This window comes from Nocardia sp. NPDC005745, assembly GCF_040630775.1.
Lineage (GTDB): Bacteria > Actinomycetota > Actinomycetes > Mycobacteriales > Mycobacteriaceae > Nocardia.
Window position 1 is genome coordinate 22668 of the sequence record NZ_JBEXYF010000011.1, and the last position, 23796, is coordinate 46463.

Sequence of the window (23796 nt, forward strand, 5' to 3'; positions counted from 1 at the left end):
TGTTCACTGTTCCACCTCCGAACGCCGGGCCAGCCGCAGCTGCACCAGGGTCAGCATGAACAGCATCGCGAAGATCACCCAGGCGAGCGCGGAGGCGTAACCGACCTCGTAGAAGCCGAACGCGTGCTGGAACAGCATGATCCCCAACAGGTATGTACCCGTCTCCGGTCCCCCGTTCCCACCGGTCAGCGCGTAGGCCTGGTCGAATGCCTGCACCGAATTGATGATCGTGATGATGAAGACGAACGACAACGGCCCTCGGATCAGCGGCAGCGTGATCGCGAAGAACCGCCGCAGCGCACCGGCTCCGTCGATCTTCGCGGCCTCGTAGAGCGTCTCCGGCACGCCCTGCATGGCGGCGAGCAGGATGACCGTCGCGAACGGCACGCTCTTCCACACGGTGACGATGCTGAGCGAGACCAGCGCCCAGTCGGGGTCGGTCAGCCACGGCACCGCGCCGATGCCGAGCCCGCCCAGCGCCAGATTCAGCAGCCCGTCGTCGGTGAACAGGAACCGCCACACCACGGCCATGGCGACCGCCGAGGCGACCAACGGCAGGAACGCGATGGTGCGAAACAGGCCGATACCGGCCAGCTTTCGATTCAGTGCGGCGGCGACGACCAGTCCGATGCCCACCGTCGGCACCAAGGTCGATACGGTGAAAACCGCCGTGTTGCGCAATGCGATGAGAAACAACGGGTCGGAACCGAACAGCCGCCGGTAGTTGTCCACACCGACAAAACGCATGGGGCTGAACAAGTCCCACGAATGAAAACTCAGATAGAGCGAGAATCCCAACGGGAACAACAAGAAAATCGCGACGGCCGCCACGTTGGGCGCGACGAATGCCCACCCGGCCCGTTCTCGACGCCGCGCCAACCGGGAGGCCACACCCCTTTTGCCCGATGTTTGCGACCTTCGCGCGCCGGTCACGGCGTTTCCAGCAGCGCGTCGACGTCGGCGGCGAAACGCCCGTCCAAGGACGCGGCGGTGGCGGCGCCGCGCAGCACCCGGTTGGAGCCGCGTTCGAGCAGGGCGGACACCTTGCCCCACGCGGGCGTCACCGGCAGCGGACGGGAGCTGGCCGGGCCGTCGGTGAACACCTCGAGATTGCCGATCTCGCGGTGCGCGGCGGCGAAACCCGGTGAACTCATGGCCGATTTCAGCACCGGAACGAACAGCCCGGACGCGGCGATGATCGCCTGCCCCACCGGCCCGGTCGCGAACTTCACAAACTCCCAAGCCTGTTCGACGCGCGGACTGTCCGCGGCGATGGCCAGGCCGGTACTGCCGACGTCGGTGATGGCACCGGGACCGCCGTGCGGGCCGACCGGCAGCACCGTGACGTCGATCGCGAGATCGTCGTGCCCGGCGAATTCGGAGTACAGCCAGTGCCCGCCCAGTGCCATCGCCGCCCGGCCCCGCCGGAACAGGTCGGGCGCCGAAACGGAGAGCGTGTCGGCGGCTTTCGGCGCCACGCGGTGGCGTACGGCGAGATCGGCGTAGAACTGGAAGCCTTCGGCGAAGCGCGGATCGCCGAGGTTGGTCCTGGTCGGGTCGACCGAGGGCGAGAACCATTCGGCGCCGTTGTTCATGCCGAAGCAGGCCGCCGAGAAGTACGGCACCCAGGCGTCGGCGAAACCCCACCGGGCCCGTCCGGACGAGTCGCGCCTGGTCAACGCCGTGGCTGCGGCCAGGAACTCGTCGAACGTCCAGGCGTCCCGCCAGCGTGCGGGCGGGGTGATCCCGGCCTCCTCGAACAGGGTTCGGTTGTAGTACAGGAATACGCCGGACCACTGTTCGGGCAGGGCGTACTGCCCGCCCGCGTAAGCGAAGGTGTCATACAGCGCCGGGTAGCTGTCGGCTTTCAGCTGGGCTGCGTAGCGGGGGTCGCGATCCAGCAGCGTGTTCAGATCCAGCAGGACGCCGCGCTCGGCCAGCCCGGAATAGAGCAGCTCCCACGCCATCAGCACGTCCGGGCACTTACCGCCCGCGCAGTAGGTGAGCATCTGCTGCAACGGATCCGGCCCCGACACGATGGTGCGAATCCGGATGCCGGGGTGCGATTTCCGGAACTCGTCGATGATCTTCAGCCGCACCCGCGCCTCTTCCGGCCTGGCCTGGAAGAAGAAGGTCAGCGCGTCGTCATCGGAACCGCAGCCGCCGCCTGCCAGCAGCGGCGCGGCCAGCGCCGACCCGAGCAGCGTCCGGCGACGGACCCGGGCGACGGGATTCGCACGCAACACAGCCCTCCTCCAGGGCGGATGTGGAGCTTCTCGAACCGCATGGCAGCATACGTGCGGCAATCACCTGGTGACGGCCGACACATGAACAATATTTCACGGTGCCCGCCCGGCGTCCGGAATCGGCACGACGGCGATCATCGATCGGATACGTTGTCACGTGTTTCAGCAAGATCCTGCGCGTTTTACAGGAGAGTAGGGCCGATGGCGACAATCGAATATCTGCGGACCGATCCCGATCTGCCGCCTGTCGGCGTGGTCGACAAGTCCCCGATCACTCCCGCCAAGAAATTGATCTTCGCCGGGATCGCCGTACTCGGCGCCATAGCTTGGGCGGTGCTCGCCATCTCGCGGGGCGAATCGGTGAACGCGGTGTGGATCGTGATCGCGGCGGTGTCCACCTACATCATCGCGTATCGGTTCTACGCCAGGTTCATCGAACGCAAGATCGTCGAACCGCGTGACGACCTGGCCACGCCCGCCGAGATCCTGGAGAACGGCAAGGACTACATGCCGATGGACCGGCGGGTGCTCTACGGGCACCATTTCGCCGCCATCGCGGGCGCGGGTCCGCTGGTCGGGCCGGTGCTGGCCGCGCAGATGGGCTACCTGCCGGGGACCATCTGGATCGTGGTCGGCGTGGTACTGGCCGGCGCTGTGCAGGACTACCTGGTGCTGTGGGTCTCGATGAAGCGGCGCGGGCGCAGCCTCGGGCAGATGGCCAGGGACGAGCTGGGGGTGATCGGCGGCTGGTCGGCCATCGTCGGCGTGCTGGTGATCATGATGATCCTGCTGGCGGTGCTCGCTCTGGTGGTCGTCAACGCGCTCGCGCACAGCCCGTGGGGCGTCTTCTCGATCGGCATGACCATTCCGATCGCGCTGTTCATGGGCGTGTACCTGCGGTTCCTGCGGCCGGGCAAGGTCGGCGAGGTCTCCGTGATCGGATTCGCGCTGCTGCTGCTGGCCATCGTGAGCGGCGGCTGGGTGTCGGAAACCGACTGGGGCGCGGACTGGTTCACGCTCTCGCCGGTGACCATCTCGTGGCTGCTGATCGCCTACGGCTTCGTCGCCTCGGTGCTTCCGGTGTGGCTGCTGCTCGCGCCGCGCGACTACCTGTCGACGTTCATGAAGGTCGGCACCATCGGGCTGCTCGCGGTGGGCATTCTCGTCACGCTGCCGGTGCTGCACGCGCCCGCGGTCTCGTCGTTCGCCTCCACCGGCACCGGGCCTGCCTTCGCGGGCTCGCTGTTCCCGTTCCTGTTCATCACCATCGCCTGCGGCGCGCTGAGCGGGTTCCACGCGCTGGTCTCCTCCGGCACCACGCCGAAGCTGCTGGAGAAGGAATCACACGCCCGGATGATCGGCTACGGCGGCATGCTGATGGAGTCGTTCGTCGCGGTCATGGCCATCATCACCGCCTCGATCATCGACCAGCATCTGTACTTCGCGATGAACGCGCCGCTCGGCCTCACCGGCGGCACCGCGGAGAAGGCCGCGGCCTACACCAACAGCCTCGGGCTCAGCGGTCCCGCGGTCACTCCGGCGGAACTGAGCCAGGCGGCGAGCGACGTCGGCGAATCGTCGATCATCTCGCGCACGGGCGGCGCGCCGACGCTGGCGGTCGGCATCTCGGAGGTGTTCCACCAGTTCCTCGGCGGCGCGAGCATGAAGTCGTTCTGGTACCACTTCGCGATCATGTTCGAGGCGCTGTTCATCCTCACCACGATCGACGCGGGCACCCGGGTGGCGCGGTTCATGCTCTCGGACGCGCTGGGCAACTTCGGCGGGGCGGCGAAGAAGTTCCGTGATCCGTCCTGGCGGGTGGGCGCGTGGCTGTGCTCCGCCCTCGTGGTCGCGGCATGGGGTTCGATCCTGCTGATGGGTGTCACCGACCCGTTGGGCGGCATCAACACGCTGTTTCCGCTGTTCGGCATCGCCAACCAGTTGCTCGCGGCCATCGCGTTGACCGTGGTACTGGTGATCGTGGTGAAGAAGGGCCTCGCGAAATGGGCATGGGTGCCCGCTATTCCGCTGGTCTGGGACCTGCTGGTGACCATGACGGCATCGTGGCAGAAGATCTTCTCCGCCGACCCGAAGCTCGGCTACTGGAAGCAGCACAGCATCTGCCAGGCCGCCCAGGACGCCGGGAAGTTGTGCCTGACGGCGAAGACGCAGGACGATATGACCGCGATCGTGCGCAACACCTTCATCCAGGGCACGTTGTCGATCGTGTTCGCGGTGCTGGTGCTGATCGTCGCGGTGGTCGGCGGGTTGGTCGCCTACCGCGCCTGGCGCTCCGGCGAGACGAAGACCACCGAGACGCCGGAGGAACCGTCGAAGATCTTCGCGCCCAGCGGTTTCGTCGCCACCGCGGCGGAGAAGGAAGTGCAGAAGCAGTGGGACGAGTTGATCGCGACCGGAAAGGTGCGCGCTCCCGGCGCGGCACACGTCCACGCGCAATGAGCGACTCGGCCATCCAGGGTGCCGACCGGTCCGGGCGACCGGTCGGCACCCGGTTGCGCGCGGTGGCCCTCGCCTGCCGCGACGGCGTTCGGGCGGCCATTTGGTGGTTCGACTCGATCCTGGGCGGGCAGGATTACCAGCGCTACGTCGAGCACCTGCGGCGCAGGCACCCGGGATGCGCCATTCCGACCGAGCGGGAGTACTGGCGGCAGCGGCATGCCGAGGCGGATCGCAATCCGGCCAATCGCTGCTGCTGACCGGCAGAATTTCGGCACGCGCCGCCACACCCCCGTTTGGTAGCCACCACAACCGCGAACCAGGCGACGGCTGTGCGATGTCATGACCGTAGTGCGAGGTGGGGACGACCACCGGCGGTGGTGGCCGATTCCCGCTAGCACGGGTCCGCCGCAGCTGCCATTGTGGTGGGCGTGACGATCACGGCATTGGATTTCGAACGTTGCTACCGGGCGGTGTCGACCCGGGACTCTCGATTCGACGGGCAATTCTTCACCGCGGTACGCACCACCGGAATCTACTGCCGCCCTTCGTGTCCGGCGATCACGCCGAAGCGGGCCAACGTGTCGTTCCTGCCGACCGCCGCAGCGGCGCAGCAGGCGGGCTACCGCGCCTGCCGCCGCTGCCTGCCGGACGCGGCGCCCGGATCGCCGCTGTGGAACACGCGGGCGGATCTGGCCGCCCGGGCGATGCGGCTGATCGGTGACGGCGTGGTCGAGCGCGCCGGAGTGCCCGGGCTGGCCGCCACCCTCGGCTACTCCCAGCGGCAGCTCACCCGGGTGCTGACCACGGAACTGGGCGCGGGGCCGCTGGCACTGGCACGCGCGCACCGGGCACACACCGCGCGGCTGCTGATCCAGACCACCGCCATGCCCATGTCCGACATCGCGTTCGCGGCGGGCTTCGCCTCCATCCGCCAGTTCAACGACACGGTGCGCGAGGTGTTCGCGGTGAGCCCCACCACCATGCGGCTCGAAGCGCAGCGCGCGAAGAACAGCGCCCCCGCGCGCCCGGCACAGGCCGGCAGCGGATCGCTCACCCTGCGGCTGCCCTACCGGGAACCGCTCGACCGGGCCTGGCTGGAATGGTTCCTGTCCGCCCATGTCGTACCGGGCATGGAATTGTGGGAGAACCGCGCCTACACCAGGAACCTGCGCACGCCACACGGGCACGCCACCGCGCGGCTGAGCTTCCAGCGCGACCATGTGCGAGCGGAATTGTCCCTGCACGACATGCGCGATCTCGCGCCGACGGTGGCCAGGCTCCGGCACCTGCTGGATCTGGACGCCGACCCGATCGGGATCGATGACGCGCTCGGTGTCGGTCCCGCGGCGCGCATGCCCTCCTCGGGACAACTGCCCGAGCAGGCCGCCGAGTACCTGCCGGACGCGGGGTCGCCGCCGGAGACCGAGGCGCTGACCGAGGCGGAGCCGCTCGACGCGGTGCGCCCGTCATTCACGCCGGGTATTCGAGTGCCCGGGTGCGTGGACGGAGCCGAACTCTTGCTGCGCACCATGATCGGGCAGCAGATCTCGGTGTCGGCCGCCGCCACGCACACCGCGCGGCTGGTCGAAGCGCTCGGTGAGCGGGTGGACGGGCCGATTCCGCTGCTGTTCCCGGCACCCGAAGTCATCGCCGAGCGTGGCGCCGAGGTCTTGACCGGGCCGGCGCGGCGCATCCGTTCCATCATCGCGGCCGCCGAGGCACTCGCTTCCGGCGAGCTGCCCCTGCACCAGGGACGCACCGCGGCCGACCTGCGCCGCGACCTGCTCGCGCTGGACGGCGTCGGACCGTGGACGGCCGACTACGTGATCATGCGCTTGCTCGCCGATCCGGACGTCCTGCTCGGGACCGACCTGGTCGTCCGCCGCGGCGCGACCCTGCTCGGCGTCGATCTGACGGACACCGCCCGCTGGGCTCCGTGGCGGTCGTATTTGTCCATGCACCTGTGGAAAGCGGCACTGACCAGCCGCGCCACACCATCCGATGTCCCCGCGCTCGCCACCACGAAAGGCAGTGTCGAATCATGACCACCAGCATCACCGTCCGCGCCGAGGCCGGCGGCACCACCGCGACAGCGGATTTCGCCGTCACGCAGACCCCGCTCGGCGCGTTCACCACGCTCGTCGACTCCGACGGCGCGGTCCTGGCCTCCGGCTGGACATCCGACGCGGAAAACCTGCGCGGCCTGATCCACCCCATCCTGCGTCCCGGCTCGTTACGGCAGCGGGATTCGCTGGGCGAGGTGACCGGAGCCGTCACCGCCTACCACGAGGGTGATGTCACCGCGATCGATCGGATTCCGGTGCGTCAGCAGTCCGGGGAGTTCCTCGTTCACGCTTGGGAGATACTCCGCGCCGTCCCGGCGGGCAGCCCACTGACCTACACCGAATTCGCCGCCCGCGCCGGCCGTCCCGACGCCACGCGCGCCGCGGCCAACGCGTGCGCCCGCAACGCCGCGGCCCTCTTCGTGCCCTGCCACCGCATCCTGCGCATCGGCGGCGCACTCGGCGGCTTCCGCTGGGGATTACCGGTGAAACGGTGGCTGCTCGACCACGAGGGGTGAGCGTCCATCGCCCGCAGCACTCGCGCGAGCAGACCCATGGATCGCCCGTTGGCCGCGTGAACCCAGTGGCACATTTTCGGGGCCGGAAACCGGCTGTAGGCGATCATTCGTCCCTCCCGGAGCGGAGGCCCACGCTCAGGCGATGGTCGCTTGCAGGTGGGAGCCCGCTCGGCCGCGCAGGACGTGCAGGCGGCTCGGGATGCGTTGACGCATCTCGTCCACGTGGCTCACCACGCCGACCACGCGGCCACCCGCGCGCAGCTCGTCCAGCACCCCCATCACGGCGTCCAGGGTGTCGGCGTCCAGGCCGCCGAAACCCTCGTCGATGAACAGGGTGTCCAGCACGAGGCCACCGGATTCGGCGGCGACGGTGTCGGCCAGGCCGAGCGCCAGCGACAGCGAGGCCATGAAGGTTTCGCCGCCGGAGAGCGTCTTGGCCGGGCGGATGGCGCCGGTGTAATCGTCACGGATGTCGAGCCCGAGGCCGCCGCGGCGACCACGCGGACCGGCCTTGTCCGAGTGGACGAATTCGTAGCGGCCGCCGGACATCCTGCGTAACCGCAGCGATCCCGCTTGGGCGACTTCTTCCAGACGGGCGGCGAGGACGTAGGAGTGCAGGGACATGCGGCGGTTGTTCGCCCCGCGCCCGGCGACCACGTCGGCGAGACCGTCCAGTTCATCGAACGCGCGCTGGGCCGGGGCGATCCGGTCCACGGCGGCCCAGAGCTGGCCGCCGAGGTCTTCGAGCTGGCCGGCCCGCCTGCTCGCCTCGGCATGGGTGGCCACCGCCGCGTTGAGCGCGTTCTGCGCGTCCGCCACGAGCGCGTCCAGCTCGGCCGGATCGCCGGGCTCCTGCTCCTCTGCCGCCCGGATCTCCGGTTCCGCCAGCACCGCTTCCGCCGCGGCACGGGCACGGTCGGCGGCCACGAGTTCCGCGTCGATCTCGGCCTGCTGCCGCGAGCTGCGGGACGCGGCGGCCACGACCTTCGCGTAGGCGCTCAAGAGCGCGACATCGTCGCGAGCGGTGACGGGGGCGGCGAGGCGCACCGGGTCATCCGGGCCAGCGGATCCGGGAGTGGCCGCAGCACCGGATCCGATGCGATGAGCCGAATTTGCGCCGAGCGAACCCGCCTCGTCGATCGCGGCCGAACCAGCGGAGCCAGAAACGACCGCACCGCCGAAGTCCAGCGACAGAGCCGAACCAGCGCCGGACGAACCCGCCTCAGCGGTGACGGCCGATGCGCCAGGAACGGGCAGCGGACCACCGAACTCGCCCTCCGGCACGAGACCCGCGACGCGCGCGAGGTTGTGGACCCGGTCGGCGATGATCGACACTTGCTCTCGCGCCGCCGCAGCTTCGGCGCGCGCGTCGCGCAGGGCGGTGGCCTCGCTGACGAGGGCGGCGAGCCGCGCACGACGGCGGTCGATGGTCTGGTCGGCGCCCGCCGCGGTACGCAGCCGTTCGGTGAGTTCGGCCAAGCGCTCCTCGGCGGAGACGATGGTGGCGGCGACCGCGCTGCGCCGAGCCTCGGATGCGCGCAATTCCTCGTGCAGGCGGGCCTCGCCGTCGCGCAAACGGGTGAGTTCGGCTTCCAGGCCATCGGCGTTCGCGGCCAGTTCCGCGGTGTCCTCGTAGCGGTCGGTCGCGGCGCGCAGGGCGGCGGCGAGTTCGACGCGGTCGGTATTGCCGCCGCGAGCGATGAGCGCTTCGATCTCTCGCTCGAGCCCGGTGATGCGGGCCAGCGCGCGGTCGCGGGTGCCCTCCGCGGCGCGCTCGGCCGCCACGGCGGCTTCCTCCTCGTCCTTGGACACCGCGGCGTCGGTGGGCCGCGCGGGTGCGGGATGCTCCGCCGAACCGCAGACCGCGCACGGACTCCCGTCCACCAATTCGCCCGCCAGTTCGGCGGCCATCCCGCTGAGCCTGCGCTCGCGCAGATCCAGTACGCGTTCCTTGGCGTCGAGATGCGCGGTGCGGGCGGCGTCGAACTCGATCCGGGCGTGATCGAGCGCGGTACGGCGGGCCGCCAGCTCGACCGCGGCCGTGGCGGCGGTCTGTAGCCGCTCGGTCTCCGCGGTGATGCCAGGCAGGGCCGCGGCCGCTTCGGTGGCCTCACGCAGCCGAGCCTCGGCCGCGGTGAGCGCGGCGGGTAGTTCGTCACGTCGCGTGGCGAGTTCGGTGACGCGCCGGGCCAGCGTCGTGTCCTCGGTGCGCAGCGTGGCGAGTTCACCATCGAGCCTGGTTGCGGTGGCGGCATCGGTCCGCACCTCGTCCAGCGCGCCGATCTGCGCGCTCCAGCGCTGGATCGCCGCGTCGATGTCGGCATCGTCGCGGACCTGCTCGCCGTCGGGATCGACTAGTTCGGCGCCACCGAGTTCGACGCTCTCCGGTTCCCGCAGCCTGGCCGCGAGTCGCTGCGCCGCGGCCTGCTTTTCGCCGTCGAGCCTGCGCTGGGTTTGCACCGCCGAACGCGCTTCGTCGATAGCGGCCGCGACCGGCTCGGCCCGGCGAGCGAGGTCGAGTTCGGCTTGCAGCTCGGCCCGCCGGCCGGTGCCCGCGGCATAGTCGTCCAGCTGGGCGCGCGCCACGCTCAGGCGGCGACGCAGCTCGCGCAGCCGACGCGCCTGTTCGGCCTGCTCCCGGACGCGCGCCGAATCTTGCTGGCAGCGTTGTACCTCCGCGACGGCGGCGGCGAGATCGGCGCGTGCCGTGGCCAGCAGGTCCTGCGACCATCCGACGCACTCGGCCGTACCGACCGAATCCGCTACTCCGGCCGCCATACCCACTTGTGTGATCAGCCGCTTGACGCCGTCCGCGCGAGCGTCCAGGTCCGCTTCGGCGGCGCGACGCTTGTCGGCGAGCCACTGCTCCGCGGCGCCGAAACGTTTGGTGTCGAAGAGCTTTTCGAGCAGTTTCTCGCGATCTTCGTTGTCCGCGCGCAGGAAGCGCGCGAAATCGCCCTGCGGCAACAGCACCACCTGGAAGAACTGGTCGGCGCTCATGCCGAGCAGGCGCAGCACCTCCTCGCCGATATCCGGTATCCGGGACAGGTTCTCCCCGCGGCCGTCCAGCCAGGTCAGCGTCGCCTTCGGGTTGATGGTGCGGGTGCCGGTACCGTCGCGCTTCGCACGCTGGAACTCGGGGCTGCGGGTCAGGCGAACTCGGCGCCCACCCAAGGTCGCCTCCAAGACCACTTGCGGTGGTGTCTGCTCCGGGGCGTGATCGGAGTGCAGTCGCTTGCTCTCCCCGCGCGCGCCGGGGACCCTGCCGTAGAGCGCGAACGCGATGGCGTCCAGCACCGTGGTCTTACCCGCGCCGGTCTGACCGTGCAGCAGGAACAACCCGTCGGCGCCGAGCGCGTCGAAGTCGACGACCGTGGTGCCTGCGAACGGGCCGAAGGCGGTCATCTCGAGCTTGTGCAGCCTCATCCCGCCGCGCCTACGCCCGGCTCCGGCAGGACGCTCATGCGGTCAGTTCCTCGGCGGCGGCCACCGCGGCCACCTGCTCCGGCTCCGCGACGGCGGCGGACAGCGCCCGCTCCAGCCAGCTCATCTCGCTCGAGCTGGGTACGCCGCGGACGTCGGTGAGGAAGCTGCGGGCTACTTCGATGTCGCGGCGGCCGTGCACCCGCTCACGGTAGCGCAGCTCGCGGTTCCCCTCGGGCCGCGCCCATTCGACGTGGACGGCGTAGGGGAACCGTTCGCGCAGTTTGCGCATGGCGTCGACCGGGCGGGCGACGTCGGTGAGCACGGCGGATACGTAGTGCTGTTCGGCCACGCTGTGCTGCGCGCCGCTCAGCAGCTCGTCCAGGGTGCCGGTCAGTTTGCTCAGCCCCCGTACCGTCGGCAGGTCCCGGCGGCGCACCGCGTGCAGACCGGACGCGTCCAGGTCGATGATCCAGACGGCTTTGCGATGCGCGTTCTCGCCGAACGAATACGGCAGCGGCGAGCCGGAGTAGCGGACCTGCTCGGCGAGCGTCTGCGGCGAATGCAGGTGGCCGAGCGCCACGTAGTCGATGCCGTCGAAGGCGGCCAGCGGGACCGTCTCCACCCCGCCGACCGAAATCGAGCGCTCCGACCCGGTGGATTCCCCGCCGACCACGAAGGCGTGCGCCAGCACGACCGTCCGCACCCCCGGCCGTCGCGCGATGTCGGCTCGCACCAGGGCCATGGCCGCGTCGAGGATCTCGGCATGCGAACGCGCTTGCGGCACTTCGAGTTCGGCGCGGGTGATCTCCGGCTCCAGGTACGGGATGCCGTAGAACGCCACCGGTCCGTGTGCGTCCTCGAGCAGAACGGGGTGATCGGCGTCGGCCACGGTGGTACGCAGATGCAGCCCGCCCGCCGCGGCGAAACTCGCGCCGGCGCCCAGCCGGGCGGGCGAATCGTGATTCCCCGAGGTGGCGACGATCTGGGCGCCCGCCGCCCGGATCGCCTCGAATCCGCGGTTGCACACCGCGATCGCGTCGGCGCTCGGAATCGACCGGTCGTACACGTCACCCGGTAGCACCACCACGTCGACCGACTCCTCGGCCACCAGCTCCGCGATGGCGGCCAGTGAACGCGCCTGATCGGCAAGCAGATCGACCCCATGGAACGTGCGCCCGATGTGCCAGTCCGAGGTGTGCAGCATCCGCATGCCGCGAAACCGTAGGGCAACCCACCGACAGACTTCAATCGCACCGCCCGCCGCGCCGGGTTTGCCCAGCGAGGGTCCGGCGTGTCCAGCGGAGGGGACGGACGTGTTCGAACCGGTCGGCCCGCCGAGCCGAATCATCACATACCGCATGGCCTCCCGAACCCCGACTCCGGATGCCGGAATCGGGATGGTTCGCGGACGGCGCGGAACACGCTGGCAGAACCGGGTGCCGACCCGATGCCGAACAGTTGCCGGGTGCTCGATCTTGTCGGTGACCTACGGCACTATCTGCGCTATGACCGCACCGATGCTCGTCGCACTGACGCTGGTGTTCGCCGCCGGTTTCGGCCTGGGCTGGCTGGGCCACGCCGCACGGGCCGGGCAGCGCGCCACGGCGGCGGAAGCGCGGCTCGCGGTCGCCGCCGACAACGAACGGCTGCTACGGCAGTCGCTCACCGCGGCCAACGAGGATGCCGCGCGGAGGCATTCGCACGCCGTCGGCGCGATGGTGGAACCGCTGCGCGCGGCGGTGGGGGCGTTGAACGAGCACATCCAGCAGGTGGAGCGGCAGCGGCTCGCCGCGTATTCCGGCCTGCGCGAACAGGTCGCGAACATGCAGCGGACCTCGCACCGGCTCAGCGGGCAGACGGGGCAGCTGGTCGCGGCGCTGCGCGCGCCCCAGGTCCGGGGCCGATGGGGCGAGATCCAGCTGGAGCGGGTGGTAGAGCTGGCCGGGATGACCAGGCACTGCGACTTCGGCACCCAGGTGACCCGCACCGGTCGCGACGAGGGCGACCGCACGGTGCGACCGGACCTGGTGGTGCGCCTGTCCGGCGGCAGGCACATCGTGGTGGACGCCAAGGTGCCGTTCGCCGCCTACCTGGACGCCTGCGGCACCGACGACCCCGACGTGCGCGCCGAGCTGCTCACACGGCACGCCAAGCACCTGCGCGCGCATGTCGATCAGCTGTCGGACAAGGCGTACTGGGCCGCTTTCGATCCCGCGCCGGAATTCGTGGTCTTGTTCGTGCCGGGCGACCCGTTCCTGGACGCGGCCCTGACCACCGACTCGGAGCTGCTGGAGTACGCGTTCGGTCGCGACGTGATCCTCGCTACCCCGACCACCCTGATCGCGTTGCTGCGCACCATCGCCTTCGGCTGGCGGCAGGAGGCGCTGTCCAGGGACATGGCCACCGTGCAGCGGCTGGGCCGTGAGCTGTATCACCGGCTGGGCATGACGGGCAAGCACCTGGACCGGCTGGGTACGCAACTCGGCAGGGCGGTGGAGGCTTTCAACTACACCGTGGCCTCGGTGGAGTCGCGGGTGATGGTCACCGCGCGCAAATTGCACGACCTGGAGATGGCCGAGCAGGAAGTGCCCGCCATCGGGCGCGTGGATTCCCGGCCCCGCGCGGTGGGCTTCGCCGACGCGGGCGAGTAACCAGGAGTATGGCCGTGCCGCCACGCCGCCACGAGCGGCGGCAACTAGTGTGCATATCGTGGCTGCTTCCGAACGTGTGCGATCCCGGGTGCCCGCGCCGCAACGCTCGATCCTGCCGTCGGTGCCGGGGATCCCGGTCGGCGCGGCGATCCTGATCGCGGTTGCTTGCACGTTTCTGGGGTTCCTGATCGATGCCGGCGGCGGCAATAACGAGCTGACCGGCACGTTCGCCGCGCTGTACATCCTCGGGTGTGTGGCGGCGGTCGCCGCCGTCCGCTATCGCGGCTTGTTCAGCACGATGGTGCTGCCGCCGCTGCTGCTGTTCGTCGCCGTGCCGCTGGCCTATCAGCAGCTCACCGGCCGTGGCTCGACCTCGCTGAAGGACATCCTGCTGAACCTGGCGATCCCGCTGGTGAACCGGTTCCCGACCATGATGCTCGCCACGGTGGTCGTCCTGCTGATCGGTGGCGCGCGGATCTATCTGCACCGCCGCGAAGAGGAGTCCACTCGTCCGCCGTCGACCCGCCGCGGCACGGGCTGGGGCAAGGCGCCTGCGAAGAAGAACAAGCCCGGCCGTCCGTCCCGCGGACTCGCAGACTCGCCACGCCGCAAAACCCGCCGTCCGAAGGCGGAACCCGCCGAACCCGAGGCGGACGGCTCGGACGAGTCCACCCCACGGCCGGCCCGTCGACCAGCGGCGCAGGTCGCCGATACCCCACCGCGCGTCGCACCCGCTCGCCCGCGGGAAGGACGGGCGCCCGCCAGGGGCGCTACCCGCCCGGCCGGGGCTGTGCCGCGGCCCGAAGGAGAACCACCGCGCGGGGCGGGCCGTCGCCGCGATATGCCCCCGCATCCCCAGCCCAATGTGCGTTATCGCGAACGTGATTCGGGCCGCCCGGAACGGCGCAGGCCGGAGAACCTGTAGCCGGGTCGCTCGGGCACGGCGGCGCGGCTACTGCGCCTGCGGACGTGGCGACCTCACCGCGACGCGGCTCGGTATCGGAGGTGTTGCTCAGCCCGCAAGCACGCGAGAACCGAGGCGCGCGGACCGGAGCCGGCCCCGTGGGGCAGGGCCCGGCGTCAGCGCCGGGCGTCGCGCAGTTCGCGAGGAAGGGCGAAGACGAGGGTCTCGTTGGCCGTGGTGACCGGCTGAACCTCGCCGTAGCCGTGCTCGGCCAGCATGTCCAGCACGCCGCGGACCAGGATCTCGGGCACCGAGGCCCCCGAGGTGATGCCGATCGTGCGAACGCCGTCGAGCCAAGCCGGGTCGACCTCGCGAGCGAAGTCCACCAGGTACGCGGCCTTGGCGCCCGCACCGAGCGCCACCTCCACCAGGCGCACCGAGTTCGACGAATTGCGCGAGCCGACCACGATCACCAGGTCGCATTCCGGCGCCATCGCCTTCACCGCGACCTGGCGGTTCTGCGTGGCGTAGCAGATGTCGTCGCTCGGCGGGTCCTGCAGCGCGGGAAAGCGCTCCCGCAGCCGCTGCACCGTCTCCATCGTCTCGTCCACGCTCAACGTGGTCTGCGAGAGCCAGATCACCTTCGACTCGTCGCGCACGTTGACGTTGTCCACCGCGCCGGGCCCGTCGACCAATTGGACGTGCTCGGGCGCCTCACCCGCGGTGCCCTCGACCTCCTCGTGGCCCTCATGACCGATCAGCAGGATGTCGTAGTCGTCGCGGGCGAAGCGCTTCGCCTCCTGGTGCACCTTGGTGACCAGCGGACAGGTGGCGTCGATGGTGTGCAGACTGCGCGCGGCGGCCGAAGCGTGCACCGCGGGCGACACGCCGTGCGCGGAGAACACCACGACCGCGCCCTCGGGGACCTGGTCGGTCTCGTCCACGAAGATCACGCCGCGGTCGCGCAGCGTCTCCACCACGTGGCGGTTGTGCACGATCTCCTTGCGCACGTAGATCGGCGCGCCGTGCTTGTCCAGCGCCTTCTCCACGGTTTCGACCGCGCGGTCCACGCCGGCGCAGTACCCGCGTGGTTCCGCGAGCAGCACGCGTTTTCCGCCCTCGGCAAGGGCGTTTCCGACGCCTGCCGAGCGCGCGATTCCGACGTTCAAGGGAATGGCCGAAGACATGCCCACAGGATACGTGCGGACCGCGACCACGCCACGTCCGGGAGTTGCCCGTCACATCCGCGCCGGAGCCGGTGCGTACGGGTCGCCAACTGGGGCGGAGAGCCCGCCGTGGCCGAGTCGCCGACCCGCCGCGGCGAATGTCTCGGACACTTTCGCCGGGACCTGCGTTTATTCTCCGCATTATGAGCACAGCGCCGCGCAATTCCCGCCGATCGGCCGCACGCCGTAACCGGCGAATATCGGAACCGGGCGCGCCCCTCCTTTGCATAGCACACCATTTCGGGCAGGCTAGGACCATGTTTCGACCACCCTTTCTGGCCCGCGTCGCCGCCGGCGCCGCCGTATACGCCCTCGAGGAATCCCGCCGGCTACCCACGGCGGCAATGAATTTCCCGATCACGGCCATCAGTCAGGTACTGCAGACGACGATGCACGTCCAGCAGTTCGTCACCAGCCTGGCCCTGAAGGGCGACGCGGTATTCGACCGGCTGTCCAACCACCCGGTCGAGCAGCCGGAGTGGGCCACCTTCGACGAGGACCTCACCGACGACCCGAGCCCCACCGCGCATCGCGGCAGTCGATTCGATCTCTTCACCGCCGACGATGCCGAACCGTTCCGCGCGAACGAGTCCTTCTCCGCGGACGACACCCGCGCCGAAGCGACCAACGGCCATGTCGCCTCGGTGACGAGGATCGCCGAGGAGCCGGCCGAGGAACCGGAGCCGGGCAACTCGGAAACCGATCCCGAGCCTGCCGCGGAAGCGCCCGAGATCGCCGAACCGGAGGTCGCCGTCCGCTACGACTACGCCAACATGACCCTGGCCCAGCTGCGCGCCCGGCTGCGCCTGCTGACGATCGAAGACCTCACCGCGCTGCTGGAGTACGAGCAGCGCACCCGCGCCAGGGCACCGTTCGTGACCATGCTCACGAACCGGATCGCCACTGTGCAGGCCCAGTGACCGAACCCCGGACTCCTTCGTCGCCGACGGCAAGCCGGGGGACCTCCGGCGGGCCCGCCGCACCGGCCAACTCCGCCGAACACCCCTGGCCGGTGCGTTCGGTTTCCATGAAGGTGGCCCAGTGGATCGACCGGCTCGGGAGCATCTGGGTCGAGGGCCAGATCACCCAGATGAACCTCCGGCCGGGCACCCGCACCGCGTTCCTGGTGCTGCGGGACCCGTCCGCCGACATGTCGCTGTCGGTGACCTGCGATCCGGACCTCATCCGCAATTCCCCCATCCCCCTGCAAGAGGGCAGCCGGGTGGTCGTCTACGGCAAGCTCTCGTTCTTCACCGGGCGCGGCACGATCTCGTTGCGCGTCGCGGAGATTCGGCCGGTCGGCATCGGCGAGCTGCTGGCCCGCATCGAACGGCTGAAGGCGCTGCTGGCCGCCGAGGGCCTGTTCGATCCCCGGCTCAAGCGCCCGATACCGTTCCTGCCCGGGACGATCGGCCTCATCACCGGCCGCGCGAGCGCCGCGGAGCGCGACGTGCTGAGCGTTGCCCGCAACCGTTGGCCCGCAGTACGTTTCGAGATCCGCAACACAGCCGTGCAAGGACCCACCGCGGTCGCGCAGATGCTCACGGCGCTGGCCGAACTCGACCGGCATCCCGCCGTCGAGGTGATCGTGCTGGCGCGCGGCGGCGGCAGCGTGGAAGACCTGCTCCCGTTCTCCGACGAGGCGCTGTGCCGCGCCATCGTGGCCGCCACCACGCCGATCGTGAGCGCGATCGGCCACGAGCCGGACAACCCGCTCAGCGACCTGGTGGCCGATCTGCGCGCGGCCACCCCGACCGATGCCGCCAAGCGGATCGTCCCCGACGCCGCCGCCGAACTGGCCTGCATCCGTGAGCTGCGCGAACGCACCGCCGCCGCGTTGCGCGGCTGGGTGGACCGGGAGACCAGGGCGCTCGCCCAACTGCGGTCGCGGCCCGTGCTGGCCGACCCGCTGCGCGAGATCGATCGCCGTCAGGAAGAGGTCGAACGCCTGCGCGCGGCCGCGCACCGCTCGGCCGAACAGCTGATCCGCACCGAATCCACGGCCACCCGGCACCTGCGCGAGAAACTCACCGCCGTCGGCCCGGCCGCGACGCTGGCCCGTGGCTACGCTGTCGTACAGCGCGTCACCGGCCGGGAACGGGAGGTGGTGCGCTCGATCGAGGACGCGCCCGCGGGCAGCCAGTTGCGCATCCGGGTGGCCGACGGGGCCGTCACGGCCGCCGCGCTCGGCGCCCAGGCGCTCGGCGCGAAGCACACCGACACAGGGAGGAACTGACCTTGGCCGAGTCCGGCAAGTCCACGGGCAAGAACGGGACGGGAGCCGATCCGGCCGACGACGCGGCCGAGATCGCCGGTTTCGGTTACGAACGCGCCAGGGACGAACTCGTCAACGTCGTGAAGATCCTCGAACAGGGCGGCCTCGACCTGGACGAATCCCTCGCCCTGTGGGAACGCGGCGAGGCGCTGGCCACCCGCTGCGAAGAGCACCTGGCGGGCGCGCGCAAGCGCGTCGAGGACGCGCTGCACCGTACCGACCTGGAGCGGCAGGAATGACCATCCGCCGCGCCACACCCGACATCCGCACCTCCGATCTGGCCGCCAGCCGTGATTTCTACCGGCTGCTCGGCTTCCAGGAGGCGATGGACCTGGGCTGGGTCGTGACCATGGCCTCACCGTCCAACCCGACCGCCCAGGTCCTGCTCGTAGGTCCCGACGCCGAGCGACTCCAGCCCGACATGAGCGTGGAGGTCGACGACGTCGACGCCGTACACGCCGAGGTGCTCGCCGCGGGCGCCGACATCGTCTACCCCCTGTGCGACGAGCCGTGGGGCGTGCGCCGCTTCTTCGTCCGCGACCCGAGCGGGACCATCGTCAACGTGGTGAGCCACCGCTGACGACGGTCCCGTGCACCGCGCTTACCGCGGTGCGGCCACTACCCGGAACCGCGCGACGCCGTCAGCGCTGCTCACCTGCTCGAACCCGGCTTTCTCCAGCACACGCACCGACGGCGGATTGGACAGCTCCACGTCGGCGCGCACCACGCGGACGCCCGGCGCGGTGAACGCGTGCGCTGTCAGCGCGGCGGTGGCCTCGGTCGCGTAACCACGACCGCGCCGCGAGGCGACGATGCCGTACCCGATCTCCAGCTCACCGGCGGCGGGCGGCCAGAACAGCCCGATCGATCCGATGACGAGCCCACTCGATCGTTCGACGATCAGCCGGTGCCCGAAGGATCCGAGCCAGTCCGAATGCTCGGCGAGCAGGCCGGCGATGACGCGATCACCCTCGGCCGGGAAATCCGCCGCCCACGCGGCCCGACGCCGGTCGTCGAGCACGGCGGCCGCCGCATCGGCGGTCCACAACCGCAGGATCAGGCGTTCGGTGAGCAGATCGGAGGAAAGGAGAACAGACACGTGACACTCCTGGTCATCGAGAAGAGACCGGTTCGCGTCTGCGAAAGAATCAGGGGCGCGCGAACCGGCGAAGGGCATGCGGAATACAGCTGGGGGCAGCCATATTCATCGACCTCCGAGATCCGGTTCGGCACGTGTCTCGCACCGCGGTGAACCTAACGGGCGCGCACGGCGGAAGGCAAGCGTGTTTCAGGGCTTCAGTGGTTGCGCCGCGGCGATCGCCTGGGCAAGCGTGGTGAACGCCGCTTGATTGCCCGCGCCGGTGATCAGCACGCGGGACTGGCCGAGGTCGGTGATCCACGCGGTCTCCGAGCCCTGCTCGGCGTAGACGATCCACTTCTGCGCGCCGACCTGCTCGGTACCGCTGGCATATCGGGACCCGAGCACGAACCGGGCCAGCGCCTCCTCGGTGGCGTTGCTCTGGCTGAAACGCATGTAGGTGCCCTGCGGCGTGATGTAGCCGACCGTGCTGACCGGTCCGCCGCCATTGCCGCCGATGGACTCGCGGCTGCCGGAATTCGGCGTCCATTCCACGGGCAGGTCCGGGTTGCGGATCGGGAACGGCAGGGATCGAGCGTCGGCGGTGAGCGCCGCCCGCGCGTCGAAGTGCGGGATCTGCCCCTGCGTCGGACCGTTCGCCGCGAAACTGCACTGGCTGGCCAGGCCCGCGAAAACCAGCGCGATCAACACCAACGGGATCAGCGACCAGAACAGATCCCGGTAGTCGTTCAGGATGCGTGGCTTTTGGTACGACACGCTCCCAGTATCCACTCGGACGGCGACGCCGCCCCGCGCACCCCGACGCCGCCGAGCAGGGGTGTACGCCCGTGCCACATCGAATGAGACAATTGACCGGTACGTACCGACGCACAGGAGGCACCCCGCAATGACGGCAACTTCTCCCACACCTAGCCGCCGCGAGGCGCCCGACCGCAACCTCGCACTCGAGCTGGTCCGCGTGACCGAGGCCGGGGCGATGGCCGCGGGCCGGTGGGTCGGACGCGGCGACAAGGAAGGGGGCGACGGCGCCGCCGTCGACGCCATGCGGCAGCTGGTCAGCTCGGTGTCCATGCGCGGCATCGTCGTCATCGGCGAGGGCGAGAAGGACGAGGCGCCCATGCTGTACAACGGCGAGGCCGTCGGCGACGGCACCGGCCCCGACGTGGACTTCGCGGTGGATCCGATCGACGGCACCACGCTGATGTCCAAGGGCGTGCCCGGCGCGATCTCGGTGCTCGCGGTGGCCGAGCGCGGCGCCATGTTCGATCCGTCCGCAGTGTTCTACATGCACAAGATCGCCGTCGGCCCCGATGCCGCCGATGTGATCGATATCTCGGCCCCGATCGGCGAGAACATCAGCCGGGTCGCCAAGGCCAAGAACTCCTCGAAGTCCGACCTGACCGTCTGCATCCTGGACCGCCCCCGGCACACCGAGCTGATCCAGCAGGTGCGTGACGCGGGCGCCCGCATCCGCCTGATCTCCGACGGCGACGTCGCCGGCGCGATCGCGGCCGCCCGCCCGGAATCCGGCACCGACATCCTGGTCGGCATCGGCGGGACGCCCGAGGGCATCATCGCCGCCGCCGCGATCCGCTGTATGGGCGGTGAATTGCAGGGCATGCTCGCGCCGAAGGACGACGAGGAACGGCAGAAGGCCATCGACGCGGGCCACGACCTCGACCGGGTCCTGACCACCGAGGACCTCGTCTCCGGCGAGAACGTCTTCTTCTGCGCCACCGGCGTCACCGACGGTGACCTGCTGCGCGGCGTGCGCTACTACGGCGGCGGCGCCTCCACCCAGTCGATCGTCATGCGCTCGAAGTCCGGCACGGTCCGCATGATCGACGCCTACCACCGCCTGACCAAGCTGCGCGAATACTCCTCGGTCGATTTCATCGGCGACGAACACGCGGTCCCGCCGCTGCCGTAATTTTTTCAGCGCCTGCGGCGCTGCGTGTTCGCGGCCCCTTTGTGGCTCGCGTTTGCGTGACCACCGCCGGCGACTTCCTCGCGGACGCGGTGGCCACGCAAACGCGAGCCGGGCCGCGAACGGAACATGCTCGGTCTCGCTTCGCTCGGAACCGGGAGCTGGGGTGAGTGGTTCCGCAATGTGGGGGGGACCGCGCCCCGAAGTGCGCCGTTCATGGCGCCTCGGTCGCTTTCCACCGTGGCGCGCCGTGGCGCCGGTGGCCGGGTGGTGCGGCTTTCCGCAGCGATAGTGTGTCAGACCCGGGTCGAGGCGGATGCAACTTCATGCTCGGCCGCCGCCACCCGGGGGTCGTGTGGCACCCACCGAGCGAACGGCTCGTATTCCCCGGCGCATGCCTGCCGAGGTGTGCGAATGACCTCAGGCGTGGCTGCCCCATGGGCAGCGGCCGCGGCATAGGGTCGGGATCATGAGCGAGGAGACGCAGTACCGCATCGAGCACGACACCATGGGCGAGGTCCGGGTTCCGGTGGACGCTTTGTGGCGGGCGCAGACCCAGCGGGCCGTGGAGAACTTCCCGATCAGCGGACGTGGCTTGGAGCGGGCTCAGATTCGCGCGCTCGGCCTGCTGAAGGCCGCGTGTGCCACGGTGAACCGTGACCTGGGTCTGCTCGATCCCGCGAAGGCCGATGCGATCATCGCCGCGGCGAACGAGATCGCCGAGGGCAGGCACGACGACCAGTTCCCGATCGACGTCTTCCAAACCGGTTCCGGTACCAGCTCGAACATGAACGCCAACGAGGTGATCGCCTCGCTGGCCAAGGCCAACGGCGTCACGGTCCACCCGAACGACGACGTGAACATGTCCCAGTCGTCCAACGACACCTTCCCCACCGCAACGCATCTCGCCGCCACCGAAGCGGTCATCACCGACCTGGTTCCCGCGCTGGAGCATCTGCGGCTGGCGCTGCTGGACAAGTCGACGGAGTGGCGCACCGTGGTGAAGTCCGGTCGCACGCACCTGATGGACGCCGTCCCGGTGACCCTCGGCCAGGAGTTCGGCGGCTACACCCGCCAGGTCGCGGCGGGCATCGACCGAATCATGGCGACGCTGCCGCGGCTCGGCGAGTTGCCGATCGGCGGTACGGCGGTCGGCACCGGACTGAACGCGCCGGAGGGCTTCGGCGCGAAGGTCGTCGCGGAACTCGTGCGCGCCACCGGCATCGACGCGTTGCGCGAGGCCGAGGACCACTTCGAGGCGCAGGCCGCGCGCGACGGGCTGGTCGAGGCATCCGGCGCGCTCCGCACGATCGCGGTGAGCCTGACCAAGATCGCCAACGACATCCGCTGGATGGGTTCGGGTCCGCTCACCGGACTGGCCGAGCTCCAACTGCCGGATCTGCAACCGGGCAGCTCGATCATGCCCGGCAAGGTCAACCCGGTGCTCCCCGAGGCGGTGACCCAGGTCGGCGCGCAGGTGATCGGCAACGACGCCGCGGTCGCCTTCGCAGGCGCGAACGGCGCGTTCGAACTGAACGTGTACATCCCGGTGATGGCGCGCAACTTGCTGGAGTCGATTCGCCTGCTGGCCAACGTCTCCCGCCTGTTCGCGGACAAGTGCGTGCGCGGCCTGGTCGCCAATGTCGAGCACCTGCGCATGCTCGCGGAGTCCTCCCCCTCGATCGTCACGCCGCTGAACTCCGCGATCGGCTACGAGGAGGCGGCCGCGGTCGCGAAGGAAGCGCTGCGGGAGAAGAAGACCATCCGCCAGACCGTCATCGATCGCGGCTTGCTGGACGAGAAGCTGACCGAGGAGGAACTCGACCGCCGCCTCGACGTGCTGGCCATGGCGAAGGTTCGAGATCAGGACTGACGAGACCGGCTTCGTCGCCGCACGAGGCGGAACCTTGGTCGAGCACCACAGGCGAGGAACCGACGTCCTGCCTCTTCGCCACCCCTGAACAGCAGCGCGACGCGCGGAGGATGCTTGCGTCCTGACGTAGGAAAGCCGCGCCGAAACGAACGCCACCTCGGAAACCGGGGGTTTGCCGAGGTGGCGTTCGACTGGAAACGTCTCGAACTCCGACCGGGCGACCCGACCGCGAGACGCGGAAGGAAGCGCCCGTGACCCGAGGACGGCGGGTCAGTCGCGCAGGCGCGAGAGTTCCTCGCGCGCCAGCTCGCCGTCCGGGCCCAGGTCGGTGCGGGTGAAGATGTTCCACCGCCGCAGCAACGGGGCGAAGACCAGCTCGTCCTCCTTGGCGCGGTCGTAGATACCCGCCTCGGCGAGCACCTCGTCGCTGCTGCGGCCGTTCGGCAGCGTCACCGTGGGGACCTCGAAACCGGCGACCCGGTCGGCGATGGCCCGCACGGTCTGGTCGGGCGCCAGATCCAGGGCGGCGGCGACCAGGTCGGCGAAGAACACCGATTGCAGTTCGTCGTCCAGCGCGATGCGCTCGGCGATGGCGGTGACCAGGGGGTTCTCGCCGAGAGCCGCGGTGTTGCGATGCCGGACCGCGCTGGCGGCCTCCTCGAACGCGCAGTTGGCCAGCACGTCCAGCAAGTGCATCGCCGGGCGGCGGAAGCCCTTGGTCATGTGCTCCATGCGCAACCGCTCCAGTTCGACCGGGTCGACGGCCCTGGTCACCATGAGGTAGTTGCGGATGGTGATCTCGTGGCGGTTCTCCTCGGCCGTCCAGCGGCCGACCCAGCGCCACCACGCGCCGGTGCGCAGGTACTTGCCGATCTCCCGGTGGTAGGAGGGCAGGTTGTCGGCGATCAGCACCGAGACGGTCAGCGCCAGCTTGGCGGTTTCGCTGAGCTCGGACTGCTCCGGCGCCCAGTCGGTACCGCCGAGGAAGGCGAAGTTGCGACCGTCGTCCCACGGGACGAGGTCGTGTGGCTGCCACCCGTCGGCGACATCGATGTGCTTACGCAGCAGCAGTTCTACGTCCACCGCGAGCGATTCGAGCAATTCGCGATCGGTCAGGAGAGTTTGCAC

The 23796-nt window shown here is 69.8% G+C and carries 20 protein-coding genes; 12 read left to right on the forward strand and 8 right to left on the reverse strand.

Features of this window, described 5'->3' with window-relative positions; translation table 11 throughout:
- Positions 1-3: 3 nt before the first annotated feature.
- Together ABZ420_RS14015 and ABZ420_RS14020 are read right to left on the reverse strand one after the other, a co-directional pair.
- Entirely contained in the window at positions 4-879 is an 876-nt protein-coding gene (locus tag ABZ420_RS14015) for a sugar ABC transporter permease (RefSeq protein WP_357121703.1), read from the reverse strand.
- A 50-nt stretch (positions 880-929) separates the two neighbouring features.
- Positions 930-2243, reverse strand: a complete 1314-nt coding sequence (locus ABZ420_RS14020) for a sugar ABC transporter substrate-binding protein (RefSeq protein ID WP_357121706.1) — start codon at positions 2241-2243, stop codon at positions 930-932.
- A 204-nt stretch (positions 2244-2447) separates the two neighbouring features.
- On the opposite strand from ABZ420_RS14020, the gene ABZ420_RS14025 reads away from it, so the two are divergent.
- From ABZ420_RS14025 to ABZ420_RS14040, 4 genes are all read left to right on the forward strand, one after another.
- Entirely contained in the window at positions 2448-4706 is a 2259-nt protein-coding gene (locus ABZ420_RS14025) for a carbon starvation CstA family protein (RefSeq protein ID WP_357121709.1), read from the forward strand.
- 62 nt (positions 4707-4768) lie between these two features.
- Positions 4769-4963 (forward strand): YbdD/YjiX family protein, encoded by a 195-nt coding sequence (locus tag ABZ420_RS14030; RefSeq protein WP_357122114.1) that lies wholly within the window; start codon positions 4769-4771, stop codon positions 4961-4963.
- 162 nt (positions 4964-5125) lie between these two features.
- Complete coding sequence (locus ABZ420_RS14035; protein ID WP_357121712.1) at positions 5126-6751, forward strand: Ada metal-binding domain-containing protein; 1626 nt, start codon at positions 5126-5128, stop codon at positions 6749-6751.
- Positions 6748-7287, forward strand: coding sequence for a methylated-DNA--[protein]-cysteine S-methyltransferase (locus tag ABZ420_RS14040; protein ID WP_357121715.1), 540 nt, complete (start codon positions 6748-6750; stop codon positions 7285-7287). Before ABZ420_RS14035 ends, ABZ420_RS14040 begins: the two co-directional genes overlap by 4 nt.
- Positions 7288-7422: 135 nt before the next feature.
- Here the strand turns inward: ABZ420_RS14040 and ABZ420_RS14045 are convergent, their stop codons facing one another.
- A complete protein-coding gene (locus ABZ420_RS14045) occupies positions 7423-10713 on the reverse strand; it encodes an SMC family ATPase (protein ID WP_357121718.1) in 3291 nt (1096 codons plus the stop codon).
- Between the two features lie 34 nt (positions 10714-10747).
- Entirely contained in the window at positions 10748-11923 is a 1176-nt protein-coding gene (locus tag ABZ420_RS14050; protein WP_357121721.1) for an exonuclease SbcCD subunit D, read from the reverse strand.
- A 295-nt stretch (positions 11924-12218) separates the two neighbouring features.
- Here ABZ420_RS14050 and ABZ420_RS14055 point away from each other — a divergent pair, with 295 nt between their 5' ends.
- On the forward strand, positions 12219-13364 hold the full coding sequence (locus tag ABZ420_RS14055; protein ID WP_357121724.1) for a DNA recombination protein RmuC: 1146 nt from the start codon (positions 12219-12221) through the stop codon (positions 13362-13364).
- 58 nt (positions 13365-13422) lie between these two features.
- Positions 13423-14289 carry a DUF6542 domain-containing protein gene (locus ABZ420_RS14060; protein ID WP_357121727.1) on the forward strand — a complete coding sequence of 289 codons (867 nt, stop codon included), beginning with the start codon at positions 13423-13425 and terminating at the stop codon, positions 14287-14289.
- A 155-nt stretch (positions 14290-14444) separates the two neighbouring features.
- Here ABZ420_RS14060 and ABZ420_RS14065 read toward each other — a convergent pair whose 3' ends face one another.
- The gene (locus ABZ420_RS14065; protein ID WP_357121730.1) at positions 14445-15455 is read right to left on the reverse strand and encodes a 4-hydroxy-3-methylbut-2-enyl diphosphate reductase; all 1011 of its coding nucleotides are present in this window, start codon (positions 15453-15455) and stop codon (positions 14445-14447) included.
- Between the two features lie 296 nt (positions 15456-15751).
- Here ABZ420_RS14065 and ABZ420_RS14070 point away from each other — a divergent pair, with 296 nt between their 5' ends.
- From ABZ420_RS14070 to ABZ420_RS14085, 4 genes are all read left to right on the forward strand, one after another.
- A complete protein-coding gene (locus ABZ420_RS14070) occupies positions 15752-16414 on the forward strand; it encodes a lipid droplet-associated protein (protein ID WP_357121733.1) in 663 nt (220 codons plus the stop codon).
- Between the two features lie 92 nt (positions 16415-16506).
- On the forward strand, positions 16507-17730 hold the full coding sequence (xseA, locus tag ABZ420_RS14075; RefSeq protein WP_062972638.1) for an exodeoxyribonuclease VII large subunit: 1224 nt from the start codon (positions 16507-16509) through the stop codon (positions 17728-17730).
- Positions 17731-17801: 71 nt separating this feature from the next.
- Positions 17802-18008: an exodeoxyribonuclease VII small subunit gene (locus tag ABZ420_RS14080; protein ID WP_051175542.1), complete on the forward strand. Its 207-nt coding sequence runs from the start codon at positions 17802-17804 to the stop codon at positions 18006-18008.
- Positions 18005-18349: a VOC family protein gene (locus ABZ420_RS14085; RefSeq protein WP_357121737.1), complete on the forward strand. Its 345-nt coding sequence runs from the start codon at positions 18005-18007 to the stop codon at positions 18347-18349. Before ABZ420_RS14080 ends, ABZ420_RS14085 begins: the two co-directional genes overlap by 4 nt.
- Before the next feature lie 21 nt (positions 18350-18370).
- On the opposite strand, the gene ABZ420_RS14090 is transcribed toward ABZ420_RS14085, so the two are convergent.
- Both ABZ420_RS14090 and ABZ420_RS14095 read right to left on the reverse strand, forming a co-directional pair.
- Complete coding sequence (locus ABZ420_RS14090; protein ID WP_357121740.1) at positions 18371-18868, reverse strand: GNAT family N-acetyltransferase; 498 nt, start codon at positions 18866-18868, stop codon at positions 18371-18373.
- A 189-nt stretch (positions 18869-19057) separates the two neighbouring features.
- Positions 19058-19624, reverse strand: a complete 567-nt coding sequence (locus tag ABZ420_RS14095; protein WP_357121743.1) for a DUF4245 domain-containing protein — start codon at positions 19622-19624, stop codon at positions 19058-19060.
- A 130-nt stretch (positions 19625-19754) separates the two neighbouring features.
- On the opposite strand from ABZ420_RS14095, the gene glpX reads away from it, so the two are divergent.
- Both glpX and ABZ420_RS14105 read left to right on the forward strand, forming a co-directional pair.
- Entirely contained in the window at positions 19755-20798 is a 1044-nt protein-coding gene (gene glpX, locus ABZ420_RS14100; protein WP_357121746.1) for a class II fructose-bisphosphatase, read from the forward strand.
- Between the two features lie 466 nt (positions 20799-21264).
- Positions 21265-22668: a class II fumarate hydratase gene (locus tag ABZ420_RS14105; protein WP_357121749.1), complete on the forward strand. Its 1404-nt coding sequence runs from the start codon at positions 21265-21267 to the stop codon at positions 22666-22668.
- A gap of 270 nt (positions 22669-22938) precedes the next feature.
- Here the strand turns inward: ABZ420_RS14105 and ABZ420_RS14110 are convergent, their stop codons facing one another.
- Positions 22939-23796 (reverse strand): acyl-ACP desaturase, encoded by an 858-nt coding sequence (locus ABZ420_RS14110; RefSeq protein ID WP_357121752.1) that lies wholly within the window; start codon positions 23794-23796, stop codon positions 22939-22941.

Excerpts from the sequence above, each read along its gene's own strand:
- glpX (WP_357121746.1), top strand. The coding sequence starts at position 19,755 with ATGACGGCAACTTCTCCCACACCTAGCCGCCGCGAGGCGCCCGACCGC.
- ABZ420_RS14055 (WP_357121724.1), top strand. The coding sequence starts at position 12,219 with ATGACCGCACCGATGCTCGTCGCACTGACGCTGGTGTTCGCCGCCGGT.
- ABZ420_RS14065 (WP_357121730.1), bottom strand. The coding sequence starts at position 15,455 with ATGTCTTCGGCCATTCCCTTGAACGTCGGAATCGCGCGCTCGGCAGGC.
- ABZ420_RS14045 (WP_357121718.1), bottom strand. The coding sequence starts at position 10,713 with ATGAGGCTGCACAAGCTCGAGATGACCGCCTTCGGCCCGTTCGCAGGC.
- ABZ420_RS14040 (WP_357121715.1), top strand. The coding sequence starts at position 6,748 with ATGACCACCAGCATCACCGTCCGCGCCGAGGCCGGCGGCACCACCGCG.
- ABZ420_RS14025 (WP_357121709.1), top strand. The coding sequence starts at position 2,448 with ATGGCGACAATCGAATATCTGCGGACCGATCCCGATCTGCCGCCTGTC.
- ABZ420_RS14085 (WP_357121737.1), top strand. The coding sequence starts at position 18,005 with ATGACCATCCGCCGCGCCACACCCGACATCCGCACCTCCGATCTGGCC.
- ABZ420_RS14070 (WP_357121733.1), top strand. The coding sequence starts at position 15,752 with ATGTTTCGACCACCCTTTCTGGCCCGCGTCGCCGCCGGCGCCGCCGTA.
- ABZ420_RS14105 (WP_357121749.1), top strand. The coding sequence starts at position 21,265 with ATGAGCGAGGAGACGCAGTACCGCATCGAGCACGACACCATGGGCGAG.
- ABZ420_RS14050 (WP_357121721.1), bottom strand. The coding sequence starts at position 11,923 with ATGCGGATGCTGCACACCTCGGACTGGCACATCGGGCGCACGTTCCAT.